Here is a 16,369-nt window from a genome sequence, read left to right on the forward strand (position 1 = left end):
ATGCATCAAATGACTGAACCACTGGTAGAGCTGCGCGGTGTCTGCAAAGCCTTTGGCCATCAGCAGGTGCTCAATCATGTGGATTTGGCCATCTACCCCGATGATGCCTTAGTGATTCTAGGACCTTCGGGAACCGGTAAGTCAACCCTTTTGCGGATTATTGCCGGCCTAATCGCTCCCGATAAGGGTGAAGTGTATGTTGCAGGTGAGCGTCGCCAAGGGTTACGGCAAGAAGGTCTCTGTCGGATGCGCATGAGCATGGTCTTTCAGCAATCTGCCCTGTTTGATTCCTTAACAGTTGCTGAAAATGTTGGCTTTTACCTGTACCAGCATACGCGTTTGCCGGAGGCACGCATTCGGGAAATTGTTAGGGAAAAACTGGCGATGGTCGGCCTCGCTGGTATGGAAGACCTCTACCCAGCGCAGTTGTCTGGGGGAATGCGCAAGCGAGTCAGCTTTGCCCGCGCCATTGTGGATAATCCCGAAGATCCCAATGACAACCCCTACCTGCTGCTTTACGATGAGCCAACGGCAGGGCTAGATCCCATTGCCTCGACAGTGATTGAGGATTTGATTCGCGAATTGCGGGAGAAGACGGGGCATGCCTACGTTGTCGTTACCCACCAAAACAGTACCATTGAGCGCACGGGCGATCGCCTGATTCTCCTCTATCAAGGGCGCATTTGTTGGCAGGGCACCCATGCCGAAGCCCGCACGACCGATAATCCCTATTTACGGCAGTTTCTCAGCGGCGATGTCAATGGCCCCATTCGCATCATTGATCAGGTGGGTACCGCTACTCTATAAATAACGAAATAACGTAATAAATCAGGAATTAATAATTGTGACTTTACACATCGCGTGGCTTGGCAAAAAATCTCCCCCCTGCGGCAATGTCACCTATAGTCGTGAAATTACTAATGGGCTACTGGATCGCGGTTATCAGGTGAGCTTTCTGCATTTTGCCCAAGAGGATGAACAGGACGTTGAGAACGCAGGGGAGATGCCAGATGTGACGCTCCCTTGCCTCTATAAATCGCAAGTCTATACCCTGCCCTCCCTGCGAGCCAACAAAGTTCTGGTTGAATCCCTTAAAAAACTCAAACCCGATATTGTCCACGCCTCATTGACCCTGTCCCCCCTCGATTTCTTTCTGCCCGACATCTGCGAAGAGTTAAACATTCCCTTGGTTGCCACGTTTCATCCAGCCTACAGCGAAAAGTATCGTACCCTAACGGCGGGCACCGCCTTAATGACTTACCAACTGTATGCCCCCTTTTTGGCTCGCTATGACCGCGTGATTGTCTTTTCCCAATCGCAAAAGGAACTACTGATTCGTCTTGGGGTCGGTGCTGAGACGCTGCGGGTGATTCCCAATGGCGTCGATACGCGCAAATATACACCGGGACCTTCTACGGCCAAAGAGGACTTTAAGGCACGCTACCTCTATATCTATCAAGGCCGGATGGCTATTGAAAAAAATGTTGAAGCGCTGCTGCGCTCTTGGTGTGCAGCGGAAATGCCGGCGGATTGTAAGTTGCTGATGGTGGGTGGCGGTGCCCTGATGCCCTCCTTGATGGCCAATTATGGTCCGGATCAAAATATTCTCTGGCTGGGCTCGATCGTTAATGATCAAGAGCGGCTGCAAATTTTACGCGGCTGTGATGTGTTCATTTTGCCCTCACAAATTGAGGGGTTATCCCTGTCGCTCCTAGAGGCAATGGCCTGTGGCTTGGCCTGCTTGGCTACCGATGTGGGTGCTGATGGTGAAGTGCTCACTGGAGCAGGGATTGTCTTGAATCCCCAGTATGTAAAAACCCAGTTGCAAACGCTGCTGCCCATTTTTTATCAGCATCCGGAAATGATTCGCCTCTTGGGGGACAAAGCCCGCAAACGGGTGCTGGAGCACTATAGCCTCAGTCACAATTTGGATCGCCTCGAAGCCTGCTATCAAGAACTGATGGCTACCTATGCTTGGGCTCGCCATGGAGCTAAGGTGAAAACCTAGCTTTCGAATTTGGCAACCCCTCGAAACGGGCATTGAGACAACACCACTCCTGTCGTCGCCAGACACTGCCCAAGCTCCAGCCCTGCTGTTCCAGTTGGGCTGCTACGCGATCCGCTTGATCTAAAAGAATCCCACTGAAGATTCCCCACCCTTTAGGCTTCACGATCGCTGGCAAGTGGGGCAGCATCTCAATAATTACAGGAGCCAAAATATTACAGACAACCCCATCGGTGAGTTCTAGGACTTGCTCCCAGCTGCCTTGCCTGATAATCAACCGCTCAGGGTCAATGGCATTGAGCTTGGCATTGCGTTGAGTCGCGGTGACCGCTAAATCTGAGGTATCTACAGCATAGGCTTTGTGGGCACCAAGGAGTAGGCTGGCGATCGCCAGAATGCCGCTACCACAGCCAATATCAGCCATCACCGTGGGTGGCAGCGGCTCAAAGGTTTGATCCAATTGCATCTCTAGAGCCTCAAGGCAAAGCTGGGTGGTTTCATGGGTGCCGGTGCCAAAGGCCATGCCAGGATCCAGTTTGATCACCAAGCGGGTGTTGTCAAGGGGTGGGGTTTCCCAAGCGGGACAAATGAGCAGGCGATCGCCCACCGGTATTGGATGCCAATAGGCTTGCCAACTATGGGCCCAATCCTGTTCATTCACCAACTGCCAGTGGAGTTTTGGCGAGAGGTAGCCCTGCGCCACCACATCTTGCTCAATCCAAACCCCTAGGGCAGCAATGTCCAGTAGGGTCACCTGCTGCTGCGGCACATAGCCTTGGATCAACACCCGCCCCTGCTGTTGCTGGGTTGCCGTACCTTGACAGCCAAAGGATTGAAGGCGCCAATAGACCAGCTCTTCCGCCTCAGCTTGACAAGTGACGGTAATTTCCCACCAACGCTGTACCACAACCGTGCCTACAGATTCACGATATAGGCATCACGAATACCGGGGACTTTCAAGATTTCCTCCAAGAGGCCTTCGGGTAGGGGATCGTCCAAGCTAATCACCATCACCGCGTTACCGCGTACCATCTTGCGTCCCACTTGCATACTGGCAATGTTGACATTAAAGCTCCCTAACTGGGTGCCAATTTTACCAATAATGCCTGGCATATCGCGGTGTAGCGTCAGCAACATATAACGGGTTGGCGCCACACTAATGGGAAAGTCATCAATACTGGTGATGCGCAATTCACTGTGAGCCAGCAAGGCACCAGACACCGAGCGGGTTTCCGAGGGGCTTTTAGCAATCAACGCTAGGGATCCCGCATAGTCACGCTGTGATTCATCGCGGGTTTCGACCACGCGAATTCCCCGTTCTTTAGCTTCTAACCCAGCATTCACGTAGTTCACCCGTTCCCGCAGCGCTGGTGAGAGTAGCCCCTTCAAAGCAGCAATCACAATCGGTTGACTGTCATTGGTGGCCAATTCCCCTTGCAAACGGACTTCCAGAGACTCGACCCGACCACCCGCCAATTGCCCCACAAGATTACCAAGAGTTTCCGCCAACTGCATGTAGGGCGCCAGTTTCTCAAGAACCTCCGGACGCAGACCCGGAATATTTACCGCCGATCGCGCCGGCAACCCTAGGAGCACATCGCGAATCTGCTCGGCAACATCAATGGCCACATTCACCTGTGCTTCTTCCGTGGAAGCCCCCAAGTGAGGGGTCAAGATGGCTTCCATCCCCAAGGCACGCAGCGGAGACTCCGCCTCAAGGGGTTCAGTTTCAAAGACATCGAGGGCAGCCCCCGCCAGCTTACCCGTCTTGAGCGCCTCCACAAGCGCTGCCTCATCAATAATGCCCCCCCGCGCACAGTTAATGATGCGGGCTGTGGGCTTCATCTTGGCAATGGTTTTGGCGTTAATCAGATGCTGCGTTTCTGGGGTCTTCGGCAAGTGCAGCGTAATAAAGTCGGATTCCGCAAAGAGAACATCCAACTCCACGAGGCGGCAGCCCAGTTGTTCGGCGCGTTCCGTAGATAGATAGGGATCGTAAGCAAGAAGCTTCATGCCCATAGCACGGGCAACGGTGGCCACGTGGGAGCCGATTTTTCCTAGGCCAATAATGCCCAAGGTTTTCTTATAAATCTCTACGCCCGTAAAGCGTTTGCGATCCCATTGACCTGCTTTCACCGCAGCATTCGCATCGGGAATATGACGGGCAAGGGAGAGCATCATCGCCAAGGTGTGCTCCGCAGCAGCAATGGTGTTGCCCTCTGGGGAGTTGACCACCATGATCCCTTTACGGGTGGCCGCAGGCACATCGATGTTATCTACACCAACCCCTGCCCGACCAATAATCTTCAGTTGGTTGGCGGCCTCAATGACCTCCTTTGTGACCTTGGTTCCCGATCGAATCATCAGGGCATCGTACTCGGGAATGATTTTGATCAGTTCTGCCTCTGAGAGGCCAAGTTTGACATCGACTTGTGCCACTTGGGCAAGTAAATCAAGCCCCACCTGTTCAATGGGATCGGAAACCAGAACTTTGGGCATAGGTAAACACTAGGTATAATGCCAGAACAGTTATGCTATCACATTTTATTTCGCTAAGGGTAGGGGTAGAATGCGTTTCAGCAAAACTCTTCCTAATAGGGGGGCGATCGTTCCTCCCTTCCTGTTTTTCTTGGTTGCGCTCAGATTAGAATGGCTCACCCAGAAAGAGTTGCGACAGCAGTAGAACCACACCCGCTGCTGCAGCAATCTCTACACCGGCTGCAACTGTGCGCGCCCACTGCTCATCATCCTCTTTTTCTTTGATGGCCAAGAGCAGGAAAAACTGATCTTCATCACTTAAATTTTGAACAAAGGATTCTGAAAGCATTTCCAAGGGTAGAGTTTTGAAATAGTCAATCTGACGACGAATGTAACTAGATTGCTCCTGTAATCGTCGTTCTTTTTTCTGCGCAGCAGCGGCCTTTGCTGCTTCAGTTTCCTTTTTAATCTCACAAATAATTTTATATTTTCGGGGACTCACTGTTTTTGTCAGCATTGCCCCCAAGGTTCCCCAAAAGCAGAAGAAAGCCCACAGGTATCCCAGAAAGCCCAAAAGACCGCCTACACTCCCTACCAATAGGCCAACCAACAAGAGAATCCCCCCCTGAATAACGTTGCCCCATTTGGTTGCTGGATCGACTGTATCCAAGTCGTCAATCTTGAGGCCGTGGCAAGCTAGCTTTTGCCGCTGTTGTTGGTCAATAGCATTGATTGATTGCTGATACTGCCGTTGAATGGCCTGCCGCTCTGTCTCCAGTTTCCGAGCTACGGCTTCCATACGAGCGGGATCGAAAATGGAGCGGGCAGTTCTAACATCTGTTGCTGGTTGGGTAGGTGGGGGCGGGCGATCGCCCTGCTCCATGAGGTAGGCATAGGCTTCGTTGATTTGCTTGAAGTGCTCCTCGACGATTTGCCGCGCCTTTTTGGGGGTCTCAGGAGGCAGTTTATCAGGGTGGCACTCTTGGCAGAGGCGGCGATAGGCTGCTTTGATCTGCTCTTTGGAAGCACCCGGCTGCAAGCCAAGAATGTCGTAGTAGTCGGTCATGGCTCCTTAGGTATTTATTCAAGCTCAAAAGGTCAAGAAGATTTGAAAGGAAATAGTTGCAAACATCTTCCAGACTTATTCAAGTGTTTCAGAAACTCGAGGCGCGGATCTTTATTGACGCCAAAAATCGTAATAACTTGATAGTTCCCTAAGTCAGCCACCCAAACTGGCGAGGGTTTGCCAGTGGAACCACAGAGGTTTTTGTCGTAGTTACCATTCACCTTAAGGTTAGGGTCATGAAGAAGGGCAAGGCCGTAGGGCTTTTCTCCTTTGGAATCACCACTGCAAACGACGATACGGCAGTTTGCATCAATTGCTTCTGCCCATTGGTTGGTAGTAACAGTGCCAATGGATAATGGTTGAGTCGGGTTGATTGGGTGATTACTAAGCTGCCCTAAAGCTTCATAAAACCTTTGCAGTCGCTGTTGAAAAATTTCTTTGAATTCCTTGGCACTGCTGGGGAGTTTCCAAAAGGGATTATTGTTTTTAGGAATCAGATTAGAACCACGCCACCAGGGTGCTTGGCTACGGGTTTTACGAGAGTAGCAAGGGCGACGTGCCCCTTGACCAATGCCACCCAAGTGAAACATGAGCCACATCAAGTTGCTTGCCAGCTCTTTTAGCGTTTCTTTGTGGGCATCAGGAACTTCAGAAGAATAGTCTAATACCAGTGTCCCCTCTTCTTCTCCACAGGGATCGTTTTTACCTTGCTGATTAGGGCGTGCCTCAGGTTGGGTCACCCTCCCATTAATCACCCGTACCCGCAGGTAGCCATGTTTGGGTTGCGGCTGAATTGCACCAAAAATCATTCCTTCAAGGCTTTGGACTTCTGCTGGGGGCAACACCCCCCGCGCAAAGGCACGAAACCAGTATCGCAGCAGGGACTTAAAGGCTGTAGCTCGCACCTCGGCCTCTGGTTGCCCGCGCATCTGCCACGCTTGATTTCTAACGTTCCATTGCCATGACGTAGACGTACACTTTTGGCAACCGTGGATGAGTTGGCCTTGAACGGTAAAATCCACACTAAAGAAGCCACGCTCCACCTGTTTTTGGGGTTCGACTAAAACGCCGTAGCCTGCATTCACTTGCGAACCAATTCCTTGGGTCAGGCCGCGAATCAACCAGTTCTTGACCTGTTTAAGCATTTGAGGAGAGCAATGATTGGTAGGTTTAATACCAATAAGAAATGAAGCTTCTCGCAGGGAAAAGAACACGTTTGGGTTGGCAGCATACTTGAGGTTGCCATTATTCCATGACCAAAGGTTGTTGGCCATGTCCACTGCTAGTCCCCCGTTCTTTTGTTCAGGCAAGGGGTAGGCGTCGAGGAAAATAATTTTGCCAGCTTTTTCGCTAGAGTCCCTGCTGTCGAGATAACCAAAGTAACGCTGGCCGACCAGTTTATCCGCTTCAGCCCAAGGTACGCCTTCGTTTTGCATCACCTCCCGAATGGCTTGGGCACGAGCAACACCTCGTAAGGTACTGGAGGGAATATAGGGAATGCCTAGGTTATCAAAGGCAGGCAGAAGGATACTTTCAGGACCACGGTGGCCACCAACACGGATGCGCCATGGGCAGGTGACTGCAAAACAATTGTTTTTGCCGGCAATTTGGCGAGTGCGCTCTGTTAAGACCTGCAAACGTTGGCGATAGTCACCCTGCTCTGCCATTGTCATTAGTTCCACTTTCGTACCATCTTTGGCGGGGCTAGCGGGCGATCGCATCCAGCGCAGATACTCGACAAACCCTGCACTTCGATGGGGGGTGGGATTTGGATCAAGGGGATGTTCGAGCCATGGGGAAGGACGGGGTGGAGTGTTCCCGCCCTTTTGGGAACCACCACTATTGCCTCTGCCACCTTTACCACTACCGCTATTGCCAGCGTTTCCTGAGTTGGGACGCTGTGTTGCTTTATGCACTTGAGGTCGCTGTAATGCAGGGTTATTTGTCATGTTGTACTCCTCCTAGTCTGCATTGCCGATGTCAACGTAAAGGGCGGTTGTCCAGAAGCTAAATTCACGGGCAATTTGTAACCCTAAGCCGGTTAAGCCAAGGTAGGATTCTGTGTCAAGGTTCTTGAGGGTCTCCAAGCCTTTGTCATCCGCCAAATTCTGAACATGCGCTGTTTCTTCAAGGGCACGGAAAAAAGCTTTGACAACCTCTTTCTTCCCCTCTTGACTGAGAGCAGCTTCCTCCGCTTTTAGGCGCATCAGTCCCCAAGTGGCCAAGTAGGTGTAGAGTTCAACGGCTTGGCTTTTTTGCTCCCGCAGCCGAGTGTCGTCTTTTGTATCATTCCGCAGTTTACTCAAGGCTTCATAGACTGGCTGTGCCATTGTGCGTGGATCAAAGGCCATAGCTAACTCCCAAGGGTTACAAGTTGGACAAAGCCGCGACCAAGGCTTTCTTGACCACCAATTTGGAGAATTGGGTGGCTATCGAAAACATCCCGCAGATCGCTTTCCACTTTTTCTGCGGCGCCATTGAGTTGGGCAACCGTCCCCCACGGGAAGTACATCAATGTATCGGGGGGAATGGCTTCCTCGTAGCGAAAACCGCCTTCAACGGTTTTATGCTGATCGAGTTTCACCTTGACCTGTCGCCACAGGCTGGTTTCAATGAGGGTTTTGCAGTGCTGATCGGGTAGAACCAAGACCTGTTGAATTTGGGTTTGCTCGCGGATCGGAATCCACTCTTGCCATTTCTCCCAAGGCTTGAGCTGATCGCCTTTGAGGATCGCGTCCTTGAGATAAACAGGTTTGCTGGTGTCTAAACTGGTGCTGTAGGCAGCGACTGTTCCTGAGGACTGACCAGTGAGGCGTTGCCAACGATGCAGCAGCATGGGGCAGCTAATCCAGATCACGCCATGGCTGAGGGAGGGAACCGGTACCCACAGGAGTGAACCATCGCCGACCCACACTTGCCCTTGGGTAAGGTTGGTGTTTTCGCCGCCCATGACATCTTCAATGGTGTTGCCCCAAAGGCGGTTGCGGTCTTTGTCGGGGGTACTGGCACGCAAGCGACCCCGAATCGTGCTGGAGGGAATGTAGGGCAACTCTGTGTGGGACTCCCGCGCAATGCCGAGAAGGTTGCCCTCTTGGGTGGTGCCACCCGTGTGGAGGGGGGAGAGAAGGTAGAGGTAGGCAAGGTTAAACATTGTTGATCATCCAGTCTCTTTGAGGTCAACGTGTATCGGTGCTCACCTAATTTATCCATTCGTATTCGGGTGGTTATGCAGTGCCCCAGAGCAATTGGCCGTAGTGAAGTTTTTCAAAGGTGGTGCGAGCTTTGGGGGCTACACCGCCGAGGAGTTGTTGGGGCTGGGGAGAGGGAGGCTGAGCAAAGCGATAGATAGTTCCCGGCCTGACATAGGCACGCTGTGCGGAATAGCCCAATTGGGGTTGCCCATTGCGACGGGTAAAGGTACTGAGACCACCGGCTAAAAGGGGGCGATCGCCCACCACACCAATCAGATGCTCTTGCCAATCATGGGGATACAGTCCATAAACAGGTGCGTCAGCCACCACGGGCGCCAAGCCGGGAGTCAGCACGTAGGCTAGGGTTTCTTGACCGGTGCCTTGAAACCGCTCTAGGTCTGCAAAGGGAGGTTTCTTTAGGGCATGCACCTGGGCTTGATGACCCTCACCCCCAATGCGCACGACTCCCTCTAGATTGGCAACACTGATGCCGGCCACAAAGCCCCAGCCCGGATGCATCCGGTTGGCCACTTCCGTAAAGTAGCCGGCTTCGTCCTCCACATTGCGACTTTCGGTTTGCATTTTGATGTGGGGGAGGACTTGGGTTGACCACGGCAAATCATGGAAGTGCTCTTTGGCGTTGAGCTGATCCAGCTTTCCTTGGAGATAGAGGACAAGAGCATCCAAGCGCATGAGGGGAGCCGGTCGGCCTTGGGCTTGCTCATTCTCCCTGAGGGTCGGTTCCACAATAGGGCGTAACTTTCCCGGCAACGGATGGCGGACATCTTTCCAAGCAGGGTCGTCGGTGGCAGCGGGTTGAGTGCGGGCAAAACCCTTGACTTTACTGAGGTCGGCACGATCGTTGATGTCGGCTTCCTCGTTGCTTTTGTTGCCAATGCACACCAAATCTTTGGGCGTGTCTACCCAGACTTGGTTTTTGGCATCAATGAGGAAAGGCCCAAGAAACTCCAGATTTTGCGCGTAGGGATCACACAGGGAGCGTAAGGCTTGAAAGACCGTAATCGGCAAGGGCGGAAAGAGACTTTTTGCCCAAGAGCCTTCTCCCGGTTGAAAGGGTCGGGAGTCACGAAAAAGGAGGACATCTAGGGGATCTAGACGATACCAACTTAATTCAGTCATGATAATCAACCTCATGTGTCTTTCGTTATCCTTGAAGCAGAATAGTTTTGCCCAAATGAGTTTTAGAACTCTCTGCTTTCATCGATCGCCATCCTGATTACTCCCTGGGGGTACAAACCGTTTATCAATGAAGAAGGCCATGAGCCGCAACAGGTTGAGCAGGTCTTGCAGATCCGTTCCTAGCTGACCTTCATGCTGGAGTGCCCAGTCTTCCCATTGATTGCAACACCGACAAAGCTGCTCAATCAGTTCTGAAGGGATGTCTTTTTCGCGGCGATTGGCAATGCTAGCGATCGCCTTCTCAATGACCCGCTCTTTGCTCAACCAACAGTGTTGGGGCAACTCTGTCACGAGTCGGTACAGCAGCGGACTCACATCGTCATTTGCTTGCTCAAGTAGTCGGCTCCAGGCCTCTAGCAGTTCACCCTTCAACACTGCTTCGAGGACATTGCCAGACCCATAGAGCACCCGGAAACAGAGGCCATCTTTGCCGGGGAGTTTTTTCGCCCGTTCCTTTTCGGCTTGCCAGAGGTTTTCTAGAACCGTGGGCAGAGGAACACTCTTGTAGGCAATGACCACGCCCATACTCATTGTTGCCCCTTTGCCCATCGTAAACAGGCGACGCATGCCCAAGACCTTAGCCGCTGTACTGTCCTGAACCGTTTGCCAGTAGTCCCCGTGGGGTTCAAACTCCCCGGCTGGATCCGTACCGCCGCACCATGCTTGGCGTAGGAGATGAATCACCGAGAGGGCATCCTCTAGGGGCAAGACGGCCATGACATCATCGCCACCGCTATAGACCACACGGCCACAGTGACGTTGCTCCACTAAGTAGGGCACCAGACGATTCGAGAAATCCAGCAGGGCACGGTTGAGTCCCACATGGGTGGCAGGTCCCATGCGTTTGGGGGTCTGGTTGAGCAGTGTTTGCCACTCATCAGGGTTTTTGATGTAGCTCTTTCTTTGCTGAATGTCTTCAATAATTTCAATAATGTTTGTAGCAACATACTCACGATACTTCTTCAGGTTGCGACCGCGGACGTAGTTGCCCATGCTGTCGCCATCGGCCAAGAGAATACACCACCAGTCAGCAGGGGAGCGATCGCCCCAACCCACTCGTTTTTGGGTCTGATTCACCGCCCTCCGAAGTTCGGCCAGCTCCTGTTTACTGTCAAGACCTAAGGCTTCTGCCAACCACTTGGTCGAGAACATGACACCGTTGTAATTCCCTAGCTTGGCATCTACTTGGGGAATCTGGGTTGGGCGGCAAGTGGTGCTGTTAAAGCGAGCGTGATAGGGCTGTAAAGCCAGAGCGGCAGTAAATTCTTGCTTCAATTCTCGCCAATACCGCTTGACCTGATTGGGATACTTCACCATAAAGCGAGCGGCAGCGATACTGCTGGCATTGGGAAAGCGCACCAAGTTTTCATAGTCCTCCTCAGGGCACGCAACCCCCAAAGACTCAGCGACACCGCCATGTTTCCATGCCATTCGCTTGGTAACTTCAATCGCACTCAAGCGCTCACTGCCATTAAATAGCCCCGGAAAGGCTTGGCTCATCACATACCAAAACAGGCGCAGGGAACTCGCCGGCAGGCCATGCCCCTCGCGAAAAGGATCACGGTACAGCAAATTCGGGTGCAGGGCACTGTAGGCTCCAGAAATCGAGGAGCGCTCACCCGGCGAAGCGGGAAACTGCCAGTTGCGAGTGTTTTTGACAGCGGAGAGGGCTGACCCAAGGCGCTGTTGCAGCAATGGCCACCATGTACCCACGTTAATCGTGGCATACACCTTTTCCTCAACCTGAGTGGGCAGGGGATCCTCGGCTTTTGCTAACGTGGTTTGGGCGGTTTTCCAAGTTGGGTAGGTGGATGCTCCACGCTGGCAGGTTAGAGGTTGGGTTGGCTCCCCAAGGGGCAAAGCGATCCAGTAGCTTTCCCAAAAATTCTCTAATTGGGCTTGCCAAAGGGCATTCCACTCCCAGCGTCCTCCCTGCTGCCAACTGAGAAACTCTTTCTTTAACTCCTCTTGTTCTGCCGCAGGAAACTGTGTATCAATCCACGCTTCAATGTGAGCAATCCAGTGACAATCTTCATAGCCACTCCGTACCTTGGTTTTGATGGCTTCGCGCACATTTTTGCCAAGGTTGAGCCATGTTTCCCGCAAATGGTCTTGAAGCTCTTTGCCAATCGTGTCTTTGTCTTGTTCAGGAATGAGTGCCGTAATCACGTTGGGAAAACCCGCTGTCACCAAGCTGGAGGACGGCTGCTCTTGCGCCTCAACTGGTTTGGGAATACCAAATTCCGCAAAGTAGGGTTCAAAGTCTGGGTATTTTTGCAGCAGAAAGGCATCAATGATCGTTTGGTTGTAGAGATTGGGGGTAATCACAACATCAGGGCCATAGCGTTCGGCAAGGAACCAGCAGGCCTTGGCACTTAGGTAATGGAGTAGATAGGAGCCTGACCAAAAGTCCAGCAGCTTGCGTGAAGATTTAATGAATTCCTGAACCGGTGAAAAGGAAAACATCAACAGCCATGGGTGCTGCGGTTTATCCCCATTACTGGCGTTTCGGGGAAAGAGGGTGCCGGCAAGGGCAGCGGTAATCGAGGTGTGAGCTTCGAGGGGGCAGTCGGGAATGCGTGTGTCTGAGGGTAACAGCAAGACATCTTTGGCATAGACCGCTTGATCTTTGATGCGCTGATCGCCAGCAATGGCTTCGCCATAAAATCGCCAAAACCACCAGAAGACCTTTTCAGCATCGGTTTCTTGGCGAATCTTGCTCCAGATGGACTGCGCCTCAATTTCAGCTAAATTCTCATCGCTGAGACTCGCTGCAAAGGCAAAGTTCAAATCACTTTTGGCACCAGTAATCGGGTGACGAATTTCCACTTGGGTGATATTTGCAGTGGTTGTTGGGGGGGTGCTCATGCCGCGCTGAAAGCTCAGGCGATCGCTGGCCGAGGCAATATGGTCTGCGGTAATACCGCCGTGAGGATTCCACCAATTTTGCAAATCTTCGGCATGTTGATTCAGGCAAGACACCTGTTGCCATGGGCCTTTGAGAGCTTTGTTGCCGTACAACGCCTTGAGGTAGGGGTCGTGGAGGAGGGCAAAGAGTTTGCGTTCGTAGTACATGGATGGCCTTCCTAGAACAATTGACTCCACTGCGAATCGGCGACCGTGCGCCTTGGGCGATCGCAGCTAATGTTTTATCCAGTGTCGTGAGTTGGGATATGCAGTGGAAGCAAAATAAAAATTCTTTTGTAGTATTTACAGTTTTTTGTACTAGCTATAAGAATTGAAACATTTGGGTCTTGCTTCCGAGAGATCTGCCAAGTTGCCTCCAACCCTGATGCTTTCGTTGAATCCCTTAGCGTTTCTCAGGAAGCGGGTTTGAGCATTTTCTAGTATTTCAGATGAAAATGACAATCCCTACCTAGGGGCGGGGCATTCAGAAGCTCCCCACTGGCCTCAAACCCTGATTTTAAGGGGACTCACTGCAAACTAACCTAGAAGCGATCGCCCGCCTCAAGAACTTTTTCAAGTTCGTCTGCCACCTCAAGAACCACGCGGATACTGGTGTAAAGGGCTTCGGGGTCACAGTCAGCAGCAACCTTCGTACAAAATACAGCGATATACCTATTGTCAGCAAGGGGACGCAACTCCCAAGCGCCAATTTTCTTATTGGCATTTTCAATTAACAGATAATTGGCTATCTCTTGGTCAAGAAAGCCCTCGCAACTGTAGCCCACAGACCAGACATCCCGAATTTCATAGCTTCCCAGCTGCTGGGTTTTGGAGTCAATAAAGGCCTGTTGCGTTCGACCGTTGGATAGCTCAAAGACAACGCGGTAATCACCATCCTCATCCACTTGATAGCGGATTCCCAGGCGATCCAAAACGCGACTGACACGGACATCTGCTTCGACTCGCCGCTGACCAAACATCTTGAGATTCTCACTATAGGGGTGATTTGTGTCATTGATAATACAGGTTAACTGATCAGGTTTTGATCGCCACAGGGAGGGTTTTACGAATGTTCATATGTGCGGCAGGGACGCGGGCATGGTATTGTGGCTAAGTAGCTCAAAATTCCCACTTTCTGCGAGGGGGCTCGCTGACCCAAGTTAGCCAAAGGGATGCCATGTTGTCAAAGGGCTTTGAGGTTGAACTCTACACGGGTAAGCCCACGGGCGAGATTGTGGGACTGTCGGATCGCATTGTGAGGGACTTACCGGGGTTTGTGCGTGAACCCGATAGCCGCAATGTTGAATTTACAACCCCGCCGGTCTTTCTATATGACCAAGCCCTCTGTGACTTGCTGCGTCCTCGCTTTCGGCTGCGCGCTTATTTGCAATCCCTAGGGGATTTAACGCTGGTTCCCGGTAGCACCCTGAGTCTAGGGGACAGTCAACGCTTTTATCGCTCTGACCCCCAGAATCCCTATCACACCTACATTGAGCAAACCTATGGCACAAGGGTTGTCACCGCCAGTGTCCACATCAACATTGGCCTGCGGGATCCAGAAGAGTTGATCCGTGCCTGTCGGCTAGTGCGGCTGGAGGCGTCCCTGTTTCTGGCGCTCAGTGCTGCGTCGCCGTTTCTTGATGGCAAGGTAACGGGCTATCACTCCACCCGTTGGGCAATCTTTCCGAAGACCCCACCGCAAGTGCCCCTATTTACTAGCCATGCCCACTTCATTGAGTGGACAGAGCAGCAACTCCAACGCGGCACGATGCAAAATGTGCGGCACTTGTGGAGTGCTGTGCGCCCCAATGGCGATCGCCGACCCTATGATCTCAACCGCCTTGAACTGCGAATTTGTGATCTAGTTACGGATGCCATTTCCCTACTGGCGATGACCGCTCTTCTAGAGGCGCGGCTCCTGCAATTGCTGGATACCCCTGATCTTGACCCCCTGCGGTGGGGGGATGGCGAGATGTTGGCACAACTAGCCGATGAAAACGAGCAGATTGCTGCAAAAAACAGCCTAGAGGCCGTGCTGACCCACTGGCGCGATCGCCGGCAACTAACGGCAGCCGCTTGGGTAGCCGAACTCTACGAAGAGGTTTGGCCGATCGCCAAGGCACAGGGCTTTAGCTGCTTTCTGGCACCGATTAAGAAAATCCTGCGACAGGGAAACACCGCCCAGCAATGGCTGGCTCACTATGCAGCGGGGCAATCGATCCCTGAGATTATGGCCACCGCCGTACAGGAAATGGCCGCTACGGAACAGGAATTTGCCGATCAACTCTGTCAACCAGTGGCGGCAGTGCGGGGCTAGGCATGGCGCATTTGTTCATTAGCACCGGTGAAGTCTCTGGGGATTTGCAGGGCGCCCTGTTGGTCAAGGCACTCTATCGCCTCGCAGCAGAGCGGGGGATTCCCTTAGAAATTTCTGCCCTTGGGGGCGATCGCATGGCCGCTGCGGGGGCAAAGCTACTCTTTAATACCGGAGGAATTGGCTCCGTGGGGCTACTAGAAGCCCTGCCATTGATCAAGCCAACGATCGCGCTCCAACTCAAGGCTCGCCGCTATTTACGGCAGCATCCCCCTGATTTAGTGGTTTTAATTGACTACATTGGTGGCAATGTCGCCATGGGGCGGTTTATCCGCAAACATTTTTCTATTCCCATGGTTTACTACATCGCTCCCCAAGAGTGGGTCTGGTCCCATAGTTTGAAGGCCACTCGGCAAATTGTTGCCCTCAGCGATCGCCTGATTGCCATTTTTCCAGAAGAAGCCACCTATTACCGCCGTCATGGTGCCAATGTGGTCTGGGTGGGGCATCCCCTCTTGGATCGCATTGCTGCGGCTCCCAGTCGCGAAGTGGCACGCCAAAGTTTGGGCATTGCTGCCGATGAGCTGGCGATCGCCCTGTTGCCCTTGTCCCGCAAACAGGAAATCAAGTCCCTCTTGCCTCTAATTTTGGGGGCTGCCACAAATATCGCCAAAGCCTATCCCCACGCCCGCTTTTGGTTACCCCTTTCGCTGCGGCAGTATCGCTCAGCCATTGAAGCAGTTCTCAAGGAATATCCCATTCGCGTCACATTGGCGGAAGACTCCCTGCAAGTTCTAGCGGCCGCAGATCTGGCGATCGCTAAATCCGGCACGGTGAATTTAGAAACCGCGCTGTTGAATGTGCCTCAAGTCGTGATCTACCGCGTTCATCCCCTCAGTTTGTGGCTTTATCGGCGTTTCCTGAAGTTTGACCTCAAATTTGTCTCTCCCCCCAATTTACTCGTGAATAGAGACATCGTCCCCGAACTCCTGCAGGAACGAGCCACCGTTGCCAACATTACCGCTGCTGCCCTTGCGCTATTGGATCATCCTGAAAAACGCCTAGCCATGCAGGCAGGCTATGCCAAAATGCGAGCTGCGATGGGCACCCCCGGCGTGGTCGATCGCGCCGCCACCGAGATTCTTGATCTGCTGAGCAACAAAAAAGTGCAGGATCCGCTGTCCCGCACTTAGGGAAGTCATGAACTC

General features: G+C 52.5%; 13 protein-coding genes. 4 read left to right on the top strand and 9 right to left on the bottom strand.

Annotation, left to right across the window (positions count from 1 at the left end; all coding sequences use genetic code 11):
* Positions 1-9: 9 nt before the first annotated feature.
* Positions 10-807: an ABC transporter ATP-binding protein gene (locus RHH53_RS00450; RefSeq protein WP_310743919.1), complete on the top strand. Its 798-nt coding sequence runs from the start codon at positions 10-12 to the stop codon at positions 805-807.
* A 37-nt stretch (positions 808-844) separates the two neighbouring features.
* Positions 845-2,008, top strand: a complete 1,164-nt coding sequence (locus RHH53_RS00455; protein WP_310743920.1) for a glycosyltransferase family 4 protein — start codon at positions 845-847, stop codon at positions 2,006-2,008.
* Here the strand turns inward: RHH53_RS00455 and prmA are convergent.
* From prmA to RHH53_RS00500, 9 genes are all read right to left on the bottom strand, one after another.
* On the bottom strand, positions 1,992-2,912 hold the full coding sequence (prmA, locus tag RHH53_RS00460) for a 50S ribosomal protein L11 methyltransferase (protein ID WP_310743921.1): 921 nt from the start codon (positions 2,910-2,912) through the stop codon (positions 1,992-1,994). The genes RHH53_RS00455 and prmA overlap by 17 nt on opposite strands.
* Positions 2,913-2,920: 8 nt before the next feature.
* On the bottom strand, positions 2,921-4,504 hold the full coding sequence (gene serA, locus RHH53_RS00465) for a phosphoglycerate dehydrogenase (RefSeq protein WP_206200595.1): 1,584 nt from the start codon (positions 4,502-4,504) through the stop codon (positions 2,921-2,923).
* 145 nt (positions 4,505-4,649) lie between these two features.
* Positions 4,650-5,549, bottom strand: a complete 900-nt coding sequence (locus RHH53_RS00470) for a J domain-containing protein (protein ID WP_206200596.1) — start codon at positions 5,547-5,549, stop codon at positions 4,650-4,652.
* A gap of 32 nt (positions 5,550-5,581) precedes the next feature.
* Positions 5,582-7,498 carry an RAMP superfamily CRISPR-associated protein gene (locus RHH53_RS00475; protein ID WP_310743922.1) on the bottom strand — a complete coding sequence of 639 codons (1,917 nt, stop codon included), beginning with the start codon at positions 7,496-7,498 and terminating at the stop codon, positions 5,582-5,584.
* Between the two features lie 12 nt (positions 7,499-7,510).
* Entirely contained in the window at positions 7,511-7,900 is a 390-nt protein-coding gene (locus tag RHH53_RS00480) for a hypothetical protein (protein WP_206200598.1), read from the bottom strand.
* Positions 7,901-7,902: 2 nt separating this feature from the next.
* A complete protein-coding gene (gene cmr4 / locus RHH53_RS00485; RefSeq protein WP_302678557.1) occupies positions 7,903-8,700 on the bottom strand; it encodes a type III-B CRISPR module RAMP protein Cmr4 in 798 nt (265 codons plus the stop codon).
* Between the two features lie 73 nt (positions 8,701-8,773).
* Positions 8,774-9,880, bottom strand: a complete 1,107-nt coding sequence (locus RHH53_RS00490) for a type III-B CRISPR module-associated Cmr3 family protein (RefSeq protein ID WP_310743923.1) — start codon at positions 9,878-9,880, stop codon at positions 8,774-8,776.
* A 78-nt stretch (positions 9,881-9,958) separates the two neighbouring features.
* Positions 9,959-13,015 carry a type III-B CRISPR-associated protein Cas10/Cmr2 gene (cas10, locus tag RHH53_RS00495; RefSeq protein WP_310743924.1) on the bottom strand — a complete coding sequence of 1,019 codons (3,057 nt, stop codon included), beginning with the start codon at positions 13,013-13,015 and terminating at the stop codon, positions 9,959-9,961.
* A 374-nt stretch (positions 13,016-13,389) separates the two neighbouring features.
* Entirely contained in the window at positions 13,390-13,827 is a 438-nt protein-coding gene (locus tag RHH53_RS00500) for a hypothetical protein (protein WP_206200602.1), read from the bottom strand.
* A 197-nt stretch (positions 13,828-14,024) separates the two neighbouring features.
* Here RHH53_RS00500 and gshA point away from each other — a divergent pair, with 197 nt between their 5' ends.
* Together gshA and lpxB are read left to right on the top strand one after the other, a co-directional pair.
* Entirely contained in the window at positions 14,025-15,164 is a 1,140-nt protein-coding gene (gene gshA / locus RHH53_RS00505) for a glutamate--cysteine ligase (RefSeq protein WP_310743925.1), read from the top strand.
* 2 nt (positions 15,165-15,166) lie between these two features.
* Positions 15,167-16,354, top strand: a complete 1,188-nt coding sequence (gene lpxB / locus RHH53_RS00510; protein ID WP_302678561.1) for a lipid-A-disaccharide synthase — start codon at positions 15,167-15,169, stop codon at positions 16,352-16,354.
* The last annotated feature ends 15 nt before the right edge of the window (positions 16,355-16,369 follow it).

The organism is Thermosynechococcus sp. PKX82 (assembly GCF_031583255.1).
Lineage (GTDB): Bacteria > Cyanobacteriota > Cyanobacteriia > Thermosynechococcales > Thermosynechococcaceae > Thermosynechococcus.

What these genes read in the sequence shown, in the direction of transcription:
- gshA (WP_310743925.1), top strand. Translation starts at nt 14,025, where the DNA reads ATGTTGTCAAAGGGCTTTGAGGTTGAACTCTACACGGGTAAGCCCACG.
- RHH53_RS00450 (WP_310743919.1), top strand. Translation starts at nt 10, where the DNA reads ATGACTGAACCACTGGTAGAGCTGCGCGGTGTCTGCAAAGCCTTTGGC.
- RHH53_RS00490 (WP_310743923.1), bottom strand. Translation starts at nt 9,880, where the DNA reads ATGACTGAATTAAGTTGGTATCGTCTAGATCCCCTAGATGTCCTCCTT.
- RHH53_RS00475 (WP_310743922.1), bottom strand. Translation starts at nt 7,498, where the DNA reads ATGACAAATAACCCTGCATTACAGCGACCTCAAGTGCATAAAGCAACA.
- cas10 (WP_310743924.1), bottom strand. Translation starts at nt 13,015, where the DNA reads ATGTACTACGAACGCAAACTCTTTGCCCTCCTCCACGACCCCTACCTC.
- serA (WP_206200595.1), bottom strand. Translation starts at nt 4,504, where the DNA reads ATGCCCAAAGTTCTGGTTTCCGATCCCATTGAACAGGTGGGGCTTGAT.
- RHH53_RS00500 (WP_206200602.1), bottom strand. Translation starts at nt 13,827, where the DNA reads ATGTTTGGTCAGCGGCGAGTCGAAGCAGATGTCCGTGTCAGTCGCGTT.
- RHH53_RS00470 (WP_206200596.1), bottom strand. Translation starts at nt 5,549, where the DNA reads ATGACCGACTACTACGACATTCTTGGCTTGCAGCCGGGTGCTTCCAAA.
- lpxB (WP_302678561.1), top strand. Translation starts at nt 15,167, where the DNA reads ATGGCGCATTTGTTCATTAGCACCGGTGAAGTCTCTGGGGATTTGCAG.
- cmr4 (WP_302678557.1), bottom strand. Translation starts at nt 8,700, where the DNA reads ATGTTTAACCTTGCCTACCTCTACCTTCTCTCCCCCCTCCACACGGGT.
- RHH53_RS00480 (WP_206200598.1), bottom strand. Translation starts at nt 7,900, where the DNA reads ATGGCCTTTGATCCACGCACAATGGCACAGCCAGTCTATGAAGCCTTG.